Origin of the sequence: Pseudomonas sp. 18175 (assembly GCF_050432925.1) — a bacterium.
Lineage (GTDB): Bacteria > Pseudomonadota > Gammaproteobacteria > Pseudomonadales > Pseudomonadaceae > Aquipseudomonas.
In genome coordinates, this window is sequence record NZ_JBKFTO010000042.1 from 1 (window position 1) to 13,577 (window position 13,577).

Annotated in this window: 11 protein-coding genes; 1 reads left to right on the forward strand and 10 read right to left on the reverse strand. The window is 54.7% G+C overall.

The window, feature by feature from the left end:
- Positions 1–407: 407 nt before the first annotated feature.
- Entirely contained in the window at positions 408–1,766 is a 1,359-nt protein-coding gene (locus tag ACLD1Y_RS31130; RefSeq protein ID WP_429481467.1) for an MFS transporter, read from the reverse strand.
- A gap of 78 nt (positions 1,767–1,844) precedes the next feature.
- Positions 1,845–3,071, reverse strand: coding sequence for a maltoporin (locus ACLD1Y_RS31135; RefSeq protein ID WP_429481468.1), 1,227 nt, complete (start codon positions 3,069–3,071; stop codon positions 1,845–1,847).
- Between ACLD1Y_RS31135 and ACLD1Y_RS31140 the strand changes: the two genes are divergently transcribed.
- Entirely contained in the window at positions 3,070–3,228 is a 159-nt protein-coding gene (locus ACLD1Y_RS31140) for a hypothetical protein (protein ID WP_429481469.1), read from the forward strand. The two genes, ACLD1Y_RS31135 and ACLD1Y_RS31140, sit on opposite strands and share 2 nt — an antisense overlap.
- Positions 3,229–3,290: 62 nt before the next feature.
- Here the strand turns inward: ACLD1Y_RS31140 and ACLD1Y_RS31145 are convergent, their stop codons facing one another.
- The 8 genes from ACLD1Y_RS31145 to ACLD1Y_RS31180 all read right to left on the reverse strand — a co-directional run bounded on the left by ACLD1Y_RS31145 (position 3,291) and on the right by ACLD1Y_RS31180 (position 13,474).
- The gene (locus tag ACLD1Y_RS31145; protein ID WP_429481470.1) at positions 3,291–4,517 is read right to left on the reverse strand and encodes a sugar MFS transporter; all 1,227 of its coding nucleotides are present in this window, start codon (positions 4,515–4,517) and stop codon (positions 3,291–3,293) included.
- A 40-nt stretch (positions 4,518–4,557) separates the two neighbouring features.
- Positions 4,558–5,880, reverse strand: a complete 1,323-nt coding sequence (locus ACLD1Y_RS31150; protein ID WP_429481471.1) for an MFS transporter — start codon at positions 5,878–5,880, stop codon at positions 4,558–4,560.
- A gap of 78 nt (positions 5,881–5,958) precedes the next feature.
- The gene (locus ACLD1Y_RS31155; protein WP_429481472.1) at positions 5,959–7,131 is read right to left on the reverse strand and encodes a dihydrodipicolinate synthase family protein; all 1,173 of its coding nucleotides are present in this window, start codon (positions 7,129–7,131) and stop codon (positions 5,959–5,961) included.
- Positions 7,106–8,743 (reverse strand): GMC family oxidoreductase, encoded by a 1,638-nt coding sequence (locus ACLD1Y_RS31160; protein ID WP_429481473.1) that lies wholly within the window; start codon positions 8,741–8,743, stop codon positions 7,106–7,108. Before ACLD1Y_RS31160 ends, ACLD1Y_RS31155 begins: the two co-directional genes overlap by 26 nt.
- Before the next feature lie 8 nt (positions 8,744–8,751).
- Positions 8,752–9,537 carry a 3-ketoacyl-ACP reductase gene (locus tag ACLD1Y_RS31165; RefSeq protein WP_429481474.1) on the reverse strand — a complete coding sequence of 262 codons (786 nt, stop codon included), beginning with the start codon at positions 9,535–9,537 and terminating at the stop codon, positions 8,752–8,754.
- A gap of 55 nt (positions 9,538–9,592) precedes the next feature.
- Positions 9,593–11,104, reverse strand: a complete 1,512-nt coding sequence (locus tag ACLD1Y_RS31170; RefSeq protein ID WP_429481475.1) for an aldehyde dehydrogenase family protein — start codon at positions 11,102–11,104, stop codon at positions 9,593–9,595.
- Between the two features lies 1 nt (position 11,105).
- A complete protein-coding gene (locus ACLD1Y_RS31175) occupies positions 11,106–11,891 on the reverse strand; it encodes an enoyl-CoA hydratase/isomerase family protein (protein WP_429481476.1) in 786 nt (261 codons plus the stop codon).
- Positions 11,888–13,474: an acyl CoA:acetate/3-ketoacid CoA transferase gene (locus ACLD1Y_RS31180; RefSeq protein ID WP_429481477.1), complete on the reverse strand. Its 1,587-nt coding sequence runs from the start codon at positions 13,472–13,474 to the stop codon at positions 11,888–11,890. Before ACLD1Y_RS31180 ends, ACLD1Y_RS31175 begins: the two co-directional genes overlap by 4 nt.
- Positions 13,475–13,577: the final 103 nt, after the last annotated feature.

Sequence of the window (13,577 nt, forward strand, 5' to 3'; positions counted from 1 at the left end):
CAGCGTAAGGCGTCACAGCTACAACGGTTATCACTCACCGATAGCGGCGGAAAAGCTAGCAGCGTGAGAACCGAAAAGAAGGTCCGAAATTACTGGACCAGTTCATACCTGCTCCCAACAGCACGAGGTCAGCGTCACCATACTCGCTGACATCATCTCCGATATAGCGATAGCCCTTGCTGTTCAAGGTTAGGGTTAGTTCGTACTCCGGATGATAATGCCACTCGAAAGGAATGCCCTCCTTCAGCTCGCGATGAGTGAATGACCATGAGGTGGAGGGCTCGATGGCAACTGCTTCAAAGGTAGGTCGCATAAGGCTTACTGATATCAATGGTGATCGATGATGCATCACTTGTCATGTCGGGAGGCCGGTAACAGTTTGTGCTACCTACCTCCAATGTTTCCAATCAAACGACCTCATTGCCGATCGGCAAAGATTGGGTACCACCACCAGACTTAGAGGTCGTACGCCCCTTCGCATAAGCCGCGATCATGGCAATTCCGATCGGCACGGTTAGGATCAAAAACAATTGTCGAAGATCCCAATTGAGCCCCAACAATACTGAGCCGATGTAGGCGCCCGAGATAGCCCCAAATCGACCTATCCCAGTCATCCAGCTGGTACCGGTAGCTCGCATCTCAGTGGCGTAATAACTGGCAGCCATGGCTGTCCAGCCAGTGTTGGACGAGTTGACGCAGAAGCCAAGCAGAAAGACCAGGATCATCAACCCGTAGTAGCCGGCACTGTAACTACCCAACGTAACGGTGAGGACTGCAGCGGCTAGCAACGTTCCGATCATCGCCCGGTGAGGTTTGAAGCGATCCATCTCCCAACCAATGGCCAGATTCCCTAACGTGCCCCCGATCTGCATCATCGCCCCCATCAGGGCGGCGTCAGCCATGGAGAAACCGTCATCTTTCACGATGATAGGTAGCCAGCTGTTCAAGAAGTAAACCGTCATAAGGTTCATGAACAGGCCAACCCACAAGGCATAGGTCACATGGCGATGCTTAGGCGAGAGGATCAGTTGAACAGCACGCTTATCTGACTTCAAGCCCTCAGCGGTGACGAATCTAGTTTGAGCATCTGCGCAACCCGGTTCGATCTGATTGATGATGCGTTCCAACATCGACCGATGTGTCTGCTTAACAACCAGAAATTTCACGGATTCAGGCAAAACGGCGCAGAGAATGAGACCAAACAGGATGGGCACCACACCGCCAATCAATAGAATCGAGTGCCATCCGTACACCGCCATAACGGAGGTGGCGAGAAATCCACCGCCTGCAGCGCCTACAGTAAATCCACAGTAGACGATGGCGACCATTAACGATCGGTAGCGTTTAGGCGCGTATTCGCTCGCGAGCGTGGCAGCATTTGGCTGAGATGCACCTAATCCGAGTCCGGTGAGAAACCTCAGAATTGAGAGCAGCTCAATGTTAGGGGCCCAGACACTCAGTACACTCATTGTTCCGAAGAAGAACACTGCCCCAATGATGACCTTCCGACGACCGAAGCGATCGGCTAAAGGCCCCCCCACCAACGCGCCTATCGCTAGACCAAAAAGACCGGCGCTCATTACAACGCCAAGAGCCTCACGAGGGACTCCCCAGTCAGCGACGATAGCCGGGGCTATAAAACCCATGGCCACCACATCAAACCCGTCAAGCACCAACACAGTCACGCAGAGCAGCAAAATTTTCCAGTGAAAGCGCCCTAACTTTTGCTCATCGAGAAAGTTCTGAACATCGAGTGATCGTTGCATGATCAACGTCCTTTCATGATTTCTGACAGTCGAGCTGACAGACCATCAGCTCGACCAACTGGATCTGCGGTGGCCTAGCTATTTCCACCAATACTCGACTTGAACACCGGCATTTGATCCGTGTAGGTCAGTGCCAAATGATCCAGTGTCTGAAAGTGCAGAACCGGGCGATAGCATGCTGGCTGCTTGCTGAGCAGCTTTGTTCCAGGTTGCGTAGGTGTAATACAAACGGATCTCAGGTCTCTCCCAAAATCCCGGCCCTTTCGGTGACCACGTCGGCGCGATGGTGTATTTCGTAAGCTTACGAGTACCGCCAGGCGCTTCAACTTGGTCGCGTCCTACCTCAGTTACGAGTTTAAATTGGTCAGTAATTGCATAGACCGGGCGTATCCCAACGGAGAGCCAATTCTGGTCATCACCATCCGGACGTGTGTCTTTTTGATATACGAGCTGAACCTGTCCACTGAAAACAGGAGTCATTTGCCAGTCGAAGAATTCCACTAAGCGCCAGCTCTTATTGGCCTGATCCAGCGACGTATCACCTGTATAGCTCAGAGCCGTTCCTGACCCCTGACCGTACTGCACCGCGAATTTATTGATACCCCCCAAGAACCCGGTCTGTTTGTGCTGAGCAATGGCCGACCATCCCTGATGAGCCCCCTCTCTGCTCGGCTTATCCAGATAACTCGCACCAAGCTGCAGCGCACCACCTGGGTTGGTATCAAAGCCACTGACGGTCAAGTCATGGCGGGTAACCATCTCTTTCTGAAAGATGTTGTCTTTGCGCGAGAGCACGTAGCTGTACTTCAAGTCACCCAAAGCAACCTGGTCGAAACCGAAGCCAGTTGAGCTTTGGTTCCAGTAGTAGTAATCGGTAATGTGTATGTCGTTTCGATTGTAGTAGCGGCGCCCGGCCCAAAACGAACCACCGTTCAAAACTGGCATTTTGCTCCACTCAGCATACAACTGAGCCATTCGCGTGTAGCCATAGTCACCGTCAAACTTTGGCGTGTGACCATACTCATTAAAGAACTGCGCCATACCTTCCACACTGACGACAGAACCGTCGTCAAAAGCCAACAAATCCTGGCGCAGATCCAACTCTAGATACTGCTCGCACTCGTTACCCAAGCGGTATTTAGACCCAGCCCCCGGCAACTGAAAACAGGACTGCTTTCCACCCTGAGTGGAACCTGCAACGCCTGTCCTGAAATATCCACTGAAGGTTGCTGCATAAGCGTGGTTAGGCAAAATAACCGCAGCAGACAGCGCACCCAGTACAACACCGAGAGTTTTGAATTTCATGAGTAAAACCTTTCTGTTTATTTTATTTATTGAGCAAGGTTGTTCAGACGTGCCGCTAGATGCTCGGAATACCCCAAGCAAATTTAAGAATAAAAAAGCACTGCATTACCTGAGCCAAAAGCGTGAAAAAGACACAGGTAATGCAAGTGCAAAGTGACCACGGTGAGCTAGCGATTGATACAGAGCCGAGGTTAAAACAGCTGGATCAATCGTCTGCAATTACGCATCGCGCCGCTGCTTGATGCCGTAGCCTGCTACGACCAGGAAGCACACGAGAGGGATTATGAATGCGGCACTTGTGCCGTAGGAGTCCGCAATGGCACCCATGCAGTAGGGAGCGATGGCCCCGCCGACCAGTGTCATCACCAGATACGAGCCTGCCTTCTTGGTATGCGACCCCAGATTACGCACGCCCATGGCAAAGATGCTGGGGTACAGGATTGAAAGGAAAAAGAACACGCCAATCAGAGCGTAGACCGACAGTTTTTCAATACCGGCCACCGCCACCGCACACAAGCCTGCATTGATCAGTGCATAGCCAATGAGCATGGGAATCGCCGGGATGAAGCGCATCAGCCAGGTACTGATGAAGCGGCCGACCATGAACGTCAGCATAGCGATAGACAATAGGTACGAGGCTTTCTGCGTGGTAAGACCGCTCCAGTGTTCGATCGCATAGTTGATGAAGAACGCACCAACACCTACCTGTGCTGCGATGTAAAAGAACTGGGCAACCAGCGCGCCGGTAAAGTTCGAATGCGACCACAGCGAGCGTGTTGTACCGGCCTTCTCGGACGTCGAGCTTTGCGCCTGGATTTCAGGCAGTGGCACAGCGGCGAAGACGACCATCATGAGGATGACCACAAGCCCCAGTACGGCATAAGTCAACATCACTGGATCAACAGTGAAGCCAACCAGAGCCACAGGCGGCGCGAAGAACAGTGAACCACCAATCAATGGCCCTACAAATACGCCCAAACCGTTAAACGATTGAGCAAAGTTCAACCGGCGCTCCGCCGTCTCAGGCTTACCCAATACGGCTGCGTACAAATTCGCTGCAGTTTCCAAGCACCCTAGCCCACACGCTAGTACAAACAGCGCCCCAAGAAAGGCCGCAAAGGTACCGGCCGTGGTCGCAGGAATGAATAGCAGCGCGCCGAGCGCGAATAGAGCAAGGCCCACCAGAATCCCTGCTTTGTAGCCGCAGCGATCCATGAATGCGCCCACCGGCAAAGCTACGATGAAGTAGGCGCCAAAGTAGGCCGCCTGGAGATAGCCCGACTGCGCTTTGTTCACATTTAGCGTGTCCTGGAAGTGCTTATTGAGCACATCCAACAGACCGTGGGACAACCCCCACATGAAGAACAAACTGGTGACCAGCATAAATGCAATTTTGGTCGCAGACGGCGCAGTCGCCTGCACAGGCATTTCGAGTTGAACGTTCATACACGCCTCATTTTTTATTGGATAGGTGTAATCACTGGGATCAGATGCTGATCTCAGAACCGCGTGTTTCAGGAGCAAAAAAAGTTGCGATGAAGGAGATACCTGCCAACACCACGACATACGTCGCAACCGGCCAGTAATGGTTACCCGACCAACTCAACAGCGCCGCAGCAACGAAGGGAGCAATACCGCCGGATGCTAAGGCTGCAAACTCCTTGCTCACGGCGATGCCTGTGTAGCGATATCTCGCGTCAAAGAGTTCGGGGAAGTAAGCGGCTTGAACCGCGTACATACCAAAGGCACCCAAGCTAATAGCCACCACCATGCTCAAAACGATCAAGGTGCTGTCCATCGTGTTAAATAACCAGAACGCAGGGAATGCCCAAAGCGCAGCGATCAAGGACGTGATCCGATACATCAAACGGCGTCCGAATCGATCCGACAGGTGACCAATCAGCGGAATCGTGAACACCGATATCGCCGCAGCAACGATCAAACCGACAGTACCCACCGACTTGTCCACCAGCAGTACCTTTGCCAGATAACTCAAGGCGAACACTTGGTACAGGTAAGAAGTGCCGTTTTCACCGATTCGCAGGCAACAGGCGACAACCAAGTTTTTCCGCGAATGACGTAGCAGATCCTTAACGGGTTGTTTGCTTGCGAGTTTTTTGCGCTTCATCTCCTCGAAGACTGGGCTTTCCTTGACCCGCAGCCGAATGATGATGCCAACGGCAATCACTACCACGCTGAACAGAAACGGGATGCGCCACCCCCAAGCAAGGAAGTCCTCATGAGGCATCTGCTGTACCAGCGAGAACATTCCCGCCGCCAAAAGAATGCCGATGATGATGCCGGCAAACGGAAGCGATGCGTAAAAGCCTCGCGTCTCCTTTGGTGAGAACTCAGCCACGATCAACGAAGCACCCGCCTGTTCCGCCCCGGATCCAAATCCCTGCATCAACCTCAAGACCACCAGTAGCACCGTCGCCCAAGGGCCTATTTGCGCATAGGTAGGCAGTAGTCCTATTAACAACGTCGAGATCCCCATCAAAAGGACGGTGGAAACCAAGACGAACTTGCGCCCCTTACGGTCGCCCACTCGACCGAAGAACAGCCCCCCGAACGGTCTTGCGACGAAACCAACGGCATAAGTGGCAAAGATCGCCAGCAACGCAGTAACTTTGTCGAGCCCTGGGAAAAACAGCTCAGAGAAGATTAAGGCTGACGCAGTGCCATAGATCGAAAAGTCGTACCACTCCATCGCGCTCCCGGCGATGCTCGCCACGATGACCCGGTGTAGATCTTTCTTGTCGACCGCCTCAACGGTGGTATTGGAAACGCTATTGGCGATGGTGCTCATGGGGGATCCCCTTATTGTTCTTGTCTCGCACAGTAGGGTTCGTAAGTACGAACCCTACGCCTGGTTCTAGGCCGTCAACTACCCGGTGATACCTCCGTACACCGATGCGAGTGACTTCATGCGCTCGACTGCCAGATCAGGCTGAATCAACACGCCTGCTTGATCTGCAAGGCGGAAAACTTCGCTGTAGTGCGACAGGGAGCGTGCAGACTGCATACCGCCGAGCATGCTGAAGTGATCCTGGTGGCCATTGAGCCAAGCGAGCAGCACTACACCGGCCTTGTAGTGACGTGTCGGAGCTTTGAAGATCTCGCGAGAGAGCGCCACGGTTGGGTTCATCAGAGCGTGGTAGCGCGCTACGTCTCCATCAGTGAGTGCTGCCAATGCATGAGCTGCAACTGGAGCGATGGGGTCAAAAATTCCCAATAGTGCGTGGGAGTGGTGAGTCGCATCACCAACGATCAACTCACCAAAGTTGAAGTCATCGCCCGTATACAACTTCACGCCTTCAGGCAGGCGGCGTCGCAATTCAATTTCCCACTCTGCTTCCAGCAGCGAGATTTTGATGCCATCTACTTTGTCGACGTTGGATTCAATGATCGACAGCACGGTGTTCATAGCCGTAGGCACGTCGGTGCTGCCCCAATAGCCGCGCAGGTTGGCGTCAAACATCTCGCCCAGCCAATGCAGAACTACTTTCTGGCGGGCCTCGCCCAGCAGGGTCGAATAAACTTTCTCATAGTCCTCCCCGCTCTTCGCGACTGCGCATAGTGCGCGGCTGGCCATCAGGATCGCGCTGCCACCAACACTGTCGACGACCTCGAACTGCTCGCGATATGCGCTCAATACGTCGTCAAGAGTGGTCGACGGCGTAACGACCAACTGATCTGTGCCCACGCCGCAGCTCAAATCAGCACCTTCTATTTGCCGGGAGTGAGTCACGCTACGGCGAATCAGCTCGGCAGAATCCTTCCAGCCCAAGCCCATTCCGCGCTGTGCGGTGTCCATAGCCTCAGCGACCTTGAAGCCAAGACTCCACAGGTACTCACGAAATCCAAGGGTTTTGTCCCAGTCGATTGCAACGGTTTCGTCCCATGGATTACCCGGACGCGCGGGGTCAACCACCACATGAGCTGCGGCGTAAGCGATGCGGCTCAGCGGACGCTTTTGAAAGGTTGCGTAAGGTGCGTCCGCATTTTGCAGTGAGTAGCGTTCAACACGGCCATCAAGCGTGGGCAGCAGAATATTCACGAGACTTTTCCTCTGATTGGGGGGCTTTGCCAAGAATGAGATCTGCCGCTTTCTCGGCGATCATGATGGTCGGAGCATTGGTGTTACTGCTGTTGAGGCGAGGCATGATCGACGCATCAACCACCCGCAGCCTGTCGATGCCATGGACTCTGAGCTCGGTCGACACCACCGCATCGTCACCAAACCCCATGCGGCAAGTGCCCGCCGGGTGGTGATCGGTCTTGGCATTGGCGCAGGCATACTCGAACAGCTGCTCGTCGCTAAGCACATCCAAACCTGGCAAGCGCTCAGCCAGCACAAAACGCTGAAGTGCCGGCTGCGCAAGAATCTGGCGCGCTAGACGCAAGCCTTTGATGGACATCTCGCGGTCGTAGGGATCGGAGAAGTAGTTCGGATCGATCAGCGGAGCATCAGCCGGATTGGAACTCGCCAACCGTACGGTGCCGCGAGAACGAGGACGCAGGAATGCAGAGTTCAACGTCACACCTGGATTGCGCATCTGCTCCACGCCGGCCTCAATGCCGGAGCCAAGCCCGAGATGGAACTGAATATCCGGCGAGCGCGCCTGCTCGTCGGCATACCAGAAGCCTCCGGTTTCAAAGAGGCTTGAAGCCACCGGCCCTTTCTTCAGTAGCAGGTACTGCAGGCCTGCCCACGCGGCCATATGGGGTTTCCCATAAGGATCGTAAGTATGATTGCCTGAGCATTCAGCGATAGCAAAGAGATCGAGGTGATCCTGCAGATTCGAACCGACACCTTGAAGTTCGTGTTCAAGCGTGATGCCTACTTCGTTCAAATGATCTGCGGGGCCAATACCCGATTGCAGCAGCAGTTTGGGAGAACCGATTGCGCCGCTGCTGACAATTACTTCGCGGTCTGCATAGTAAGGTGTCGATTCGTTCGCCCCCTTGGGCACCACTTCGACGCCAATGGCACGCTTACCTTTGATGATCACACGCCGGGTAAATGCACCCAGCATCACCGTCAGGTTGGAACGCTCCATCGCAGGGCGAAGATAGGCAGAAGCGGTAGACGACCGCTTGGCGTGCAACTGAGTGAGCTGGTAGTACCCCAATCCATCTTGAGCAGCGCCGTTAAAGTCTGGGTTATAAGGAATACCCATCTCCTGCCCTGCCTGGAAAAACGCTTCACAGATCGGCAAAGGACTGATGGGATTAGAAACCCCCAGAGGCCCTTGATACCCGTGATACTGATTGGCATAGCGCTGGTTGTTTTCGGCCCGCTTGAAGTAGGGCAAAACATCCTTATAAGCCCAACCCTCTGCGCCGCACTCACTTGCCCATTCGTCGTAGTCCGCTGCTGCGCCACGAGTATAGATCTGTGCATTGATGGAGGATCCACCACCAATAACCTTGGCTTGGGTGTAACGCAACACACGATTCTTTAAGTGCTTCTGTGGCACTGTTTCCCAGCCCAAGGAGCCACGGCCCTTGGTCATCTTCGCGAAACCGGCTGGCATGCTGAAGAGTGGGTGACTATCGCCTCCACCAGCCTCCAACAACAGCACCTTGTTGCCAGGGTTTGCGCTCAAGCGATTGGCCAACACGCAACCTGCTGAGCCACCACCCACGATGATATAGTCGTATCTCATGACAGCACTCACAGGCGAGGGATGGCGAGGCCGCCATCCGCGTGAATGACAGTGCCGGTTGCGAAACCAAATTGCCCGGCAGCCAACGCACTGACGATCGAAGCAATATCACTGGTTTCACCCCAGCGGCCCATTGGCACCAAACCGTCCTTGAAGCGCTGCTCATACTTATCAGCTACACCAGCGGTCATATCGGTACGAATAACCCCCGGCCGCACTTCAAATACGCCAATGTTTTCGGGCGCCAGGCGCAATGCGAACAGCTTTGTCGCCATGCCGAGGCCAGCTTTCGACATGCAGTATTCGCCACGCTCTGGTGACGCCATCTCCACGCTGACGCTGGACACATTAATGATGCTGCGCGGTTGCTCGGAAGGCGTCAGCGTCATGTGCTTTGCCACCTGCTGTGTCAGAAAAAATGTGCCACGCAGGTTAGTTTCCAGCACCAAGTCAAAGGCTTGTGGCTGCATATCCAGAAGGTCGCCGCGCACCGGCGAACCAATCCCGGCATTGTTGACCAGACAATCCACCGCGCCGCCCCAAGCTTGCACGCGCTCAAGCAACTGGGCATGCGCTGCAAGGCTTTGCAGCTCGCTGGCAACTGCCAGGCCACGTCCGCCCAAGGTTTCTATGTCGGCGCACAACTGCTGTGCGACGTCATCTTCATTACGGCAGGTAAAAGCGACATCAAAACCGTCACGCGCCAACCGTAGGACGATCGCAGCACCAATACCGCGACGCCCACCAGTGACCAGTGCAACTGGACGTTTTGTAATCTTGTTGTTATTTGTCATGGCTTCATTCTCAATTTTTGGAACGTTCCAATTTTTGCGCAAATGGGTGCGGAAATTACTTCGGCAGCCACCAGCTCGTCCGCTCGCCAATATGCAACTGGACAGTTTTCTGCTCGGTGTAATCTTCGACTGCGTGATGACCCAGTTCGCGGCCTAGGCCAGAGTCACGGAAACCACCGAAAGGCAGCTCTGCAAAACCATCCAGGAAGGTGTTGACCCATACGGTACCCGCGTCAATTTTTCGAGCAGCTTTCAGGCAGACATCAATATCTTTACTCCACACTGCTGCCGACAGGCCGTAGCAGGTGTCATTCGCGAGTGCGATGGCTTCGTCGACCGACTCAAAGGTGAGAACAGCCAAAACAGGGCCAAAAACCTCTTCCTTGGCAATCGTCATCTCGGCGGTAACACCAGTGACGATTGTCGGCTGAATGTAAAGGCCGCGCTCAGTACCATGACGCTCACCACCCAGGCTGATGGTCGCGCCAGCTTCTCGGGCTTCCTCAATAGCTGCCTGGATACCACCCATTTGCATTTCGCTAATGATCGCACCAACCTTCACATCTGCATGCAGTGGATCGCCTACAGGTACGTTGCGAGTACGCTCGATAACGGCCTGAGTGAAACGCTCAGCGATATCCTTGTGCACCAAGATACGGCTGCCGCTGTTGCAGCACTCACCCGCGTTGAAATAGACGCCGAACACAACGGCATCCACAGCTGCGTCCCAGTCACAATCCGGAAAAATGATTTGAGGGTTTTTGCCCCCCAGTTCCAGGGAGACTTTTTTCAGCGCGGCACCTGCTTCAGCGGCGATCAGACGCCCTACTCGCGTGGAGCCTGTGAAGGAGACCATGTCGACCTTTGGATGGCCAACCAATGGCTGACCGACAGCAGGCCCGAGACCAGTGACAATGTTGACAACGCCTTTTGGCAGACCCGCTTCAAGCAGGATTTCACCCAGCATCAGCGTAGTGCCATTGGTGAGCTCGCTTGGCTTGATCACGGCGGTGCAGCCGGCAGCCAAGGCAAATGGCAGCTTTTGGCTCAGAATCCAGATCGGAAAGTTCCACGGAGTAATCATGGAAACCACACCGATCGGTTGACGCAGGACTACCCCAAGATGCGACTCGCCCAAGGTGTTGTAGCTCTCGCCGTGGAGGCTGCGAGCCAGGGACGCCGCGTATTTCCACAGGTCAACACAACCGCTGACTTCGCCCCTTGCTTGGGTCAACGGCTTACCCGTTTCCAGGCATTCGATGAGCGCCATCTCCTCTACACGAGCAGAAATGCCATCGGCCACTTTGAGCAGCACATCAGCTCGCTCACGTGCAGACATGTTTGGCCAAGTGCCTTCGTCAAATGCTGCGCGAGCAGCATCAATGGCCCGCTCTGCGTCAGCACGGGCAGCGTCAGGGTAAATGCCAACCACTACATCGTGAGCCGGGCTACGGCGTTCAGCCTGATTGCCGTCCTGCGCATCGCACAGTTCGCCGTTGATCAACATGCGACCTTTATATGGAGCACCAATGATCTCAGCGCTGTTATCTACGGTCAAAAACTTCATTTCAAACTCCTTGGTAATCGGCTGGTCGACGTTCACTGAAGCTAACCAAGCCTTCTTTTGCGTCGTTGGTAGTGGCGGCCAGAGCTCCGGCCATCCCCTCAAGCACGGCAGCTAAATTGGTGCCGGTGCCCGCGTCGATGAGTTGTTTGGTGAGTTGCACCGAGATCGGCGCCTGCTTACTGATTTGATGTGCCAGTTCCAACGCATGGGCCACGACATTTCCGGGCTCGGCGATGTCTTGTATTAGTCCAACGCGCCGAGCTTCAGCCGCATCGATACGTCGCCCAGTCAAAGCCATCAGCTTCACCTGGCTAGGGCCGATAAGCTTGACCAAGCGCTGCGTTCCCGACCAACCTGGGCAAGTCGCGATACCCGCCTCAGGCAATGCGAAAGTGGCGCTCGGTGCTGAAACTCGTATGTCCGCAGTTGCCAGCAACTCGAGCCCACCGCCGAATGCATGGCCGTTAACTGCCGCAATGACTGGTAGGCGCAGATTTGCCCAGGCATCGAATACTCGATGTCCGTCCCGTACCCACTGACGCCACATGTCCAGAGGCTGCAATCCTGACCAAACGCGAATGTCGGCGCCTACGCAGAAGGCGCGATCACCGGTGGCGGTCAGCACCACTGCGCGCAGGTCTGTACGCTTATCCAACTCCAGCGCAATCTGACCCAACTGTGCAATCATTTCTGGAGTCAGTGCATGGAGCTTGCCTGGTCGCTCAAGGCGAACCATAGCGACCATGCCTTGAATCTCTACCGATACGAAGCCTTCTTCTGAGCTCATACCTGGTGCTCCTTCATTTGAAGCCCCATCAGCCTATCGGTGAAAAGGCTAGGACTCATAACTCGTACTTCGTCTGCTACAAGCAAAGGGAACTCTGCCTGGGCAAGCACATCTTTTTCCAAATCCAGACCCGGAGCGATCTCAGTCACCATCAGGCCCTCAGCGGTCAGCTTCATCACGCATCGCTCAGTGATGTAGGTAACGTCTTGGCCTCGCTCCAGCGCCATGCGACCGCTAAACGTTACGTGATCTACATCCTCGACCAATTTGCGGGATTTGCCGTCCTGCAAAATATTCAAGCGACCGTCATCAACGGACAACTTGGCGCCGGCAGTGAAGAAACCGGAGAACACGATGCGCTTGGCGTGGGTGGTGATGTCGACGAAGCCGCCGCAACCCGCAGTGAGGTATGGCTTGCCTGGCAGCTTCGAAACGTTAACGTTGCCAAACCGGTCGATCTGCAGGAAAGACAGAAGTGTCAGATCGAAACCACCGCCTTGGAAGTAGGTGAACTGTGCGGAGGACGGCATGATTGCATCGGCATTTGCTGCACACCCAAATGAGAAGCCCAGCAGTGGCATACCGCCGACAGCACCTTGCTCGATAACCCAGGTGGCAGCGCCATGGTGCCCCTCCTCCAGCAAGATACGAGGCACGTTGGCCGAAATGCCAAAGCCCAAGTTCACAGCCATACCCTTCTCGACCTGCATGGCTGCACGACGAGCAATGACTTTCTCAGCGCCCCAAGGCGCAAACTCAAACGCTGATTCCGGCTGCTGAATTTCACCGCTGATGGCCGGATCGTAGACAACTTGAGTGGTTTGCATCTGTCCAGGCGCAACGACAATGTGGTCAACCAGATTGCAGGGGACATGTACGTCGTGAGGCTTCAACGAACCTGCACGCACGACACGCTTCACCTGAGCGATAACGATACCGCCGCTATTTCTAACGGCCAATGCCTGATCAAGGGCACCGAGTAGGCCACCTTCGTGCTCGTATGAAAGGTTGCCGCGCTCGTCAGCAGTAGTCGCACGAATGATTGCGACCTTCGGAATGATGGTTGGGAAAAACAACCACTGCTCGCCTGCAAACGACACTTTTTCGACAATAGGTTGCTCAGCCGCCAAAGCATTCATAGCGCAACCCTGACGAGCCGGGTCAGCAAAGGTATCCAGCCCCACTTTGGTCAATACGCCAGGACGTTTCGCTGCTGCATCCTTATGCAGGTCGAACAAGATGCCGCTTGGAACGTTGTACGCAGCGATCTCGTTATCAGTGATCATCCGCCAGATCTCGGGCATCGGCATTGACGACGGGCCGCTTGGGTAGGATCCAGCCATCACTTTGCTGATCAAGCCGGGCTGTGCCAGGTGCTCGATACCTTTGATGCCATACATGTCGCCAGCGGCAATCGGATGCAACATCGTCAGGCCGGCAGGATGTGCCGTTTCGCGATAGCGCTGACCCAATGCGGCCAGAACTTCATCTGGGCACGCCAAGCCGCTGGAGGAGCTGACGGTCACTGTGTCGCCGTCGTGGATCAGGTTCGCAGCCTGTTCAGCAGTGATGAGCTTTTTCATAAATCCTTACGCCGTATTGAATTCGAAATGGCAGCACTCACGAGTGGCTGTCGCCTCAATGCCTAGGACTGAAACTTGAGAGGTTTGCGAGCACGGCCAAGCC

Coding starts and splice junctions, on each gene's coding strand:
- ACLD1Y_RS31130 (WP_429481467.1), bottom strand. CDS start 1,766: ATGCAACGATCACTCGATGTTCAGAACTTTCTCGATGAGCAAAAGTTA.
- ACLD1Y_RS31175 (WP_429481476.1), bottom strand. CDS start 11,891: ATGAGCTCAGAAGAAGGCTTCGTATCGGTAGAGATTCAAGGCATGGTC.
- ACLD1Y_RS31160 (WP_429481473.1), bottom strand. CDS start 8,743: ATGAGATACGACTATATCATCGTGGGTGGTGGCTCAGCAGGTTGCGTG.
- ACLD1Y_RS31140 (WP_429481469.1), top strand. CDS start 3,070: ATGAGTAAAACCTTTCTGTTTATTTTATTTATTGAGCAAGGTTGTTCA.
- ACLD1Y_RS31170 (WP_429481475.1), bottom strand. CDS start 11,104: ATGAAGTTTTTGACCGTAGATAACAGCGCTGAGATCATTGGTGCTCCA.
- ACLD1Y_RS31135 (WP_429481468.1), bottom strand. CDS start 3,071: ATGAAATTCAAAACTCTCGGTGTTGTACTGGGTGCGCTGTCTGCTGCG.
- ACLD1Y_RS31180 (WP_429481477.1), bottom strand. CDS start 13,474: ATGAAAAAGCTCATCACTGCTGAACAGGCTGCGAACCTGATCCACGAC.
- ACLD1Y_RS31150 (WP_429481471.1), bottom strand. CDS start 5,880: ATGAGCACCATCGCCAATAGCGTTTCCAATACCACCGTTGAGGCGGTC.
- ACLD1Y_RS31145 (WP_429481470.1), bottom strand. CDS start 4,517: ATGAACGTTCAACTCGAAATGCCTGTGCAGGCGACTGCGCCGTCTGCG.
- ACLD1Y_RS31165 (WP_429481474.1), bottom strand. CDS start 9,537: ATGACAAATAACAACAAGATTACAAAACGTCCAGTTGCACTGGTCACT.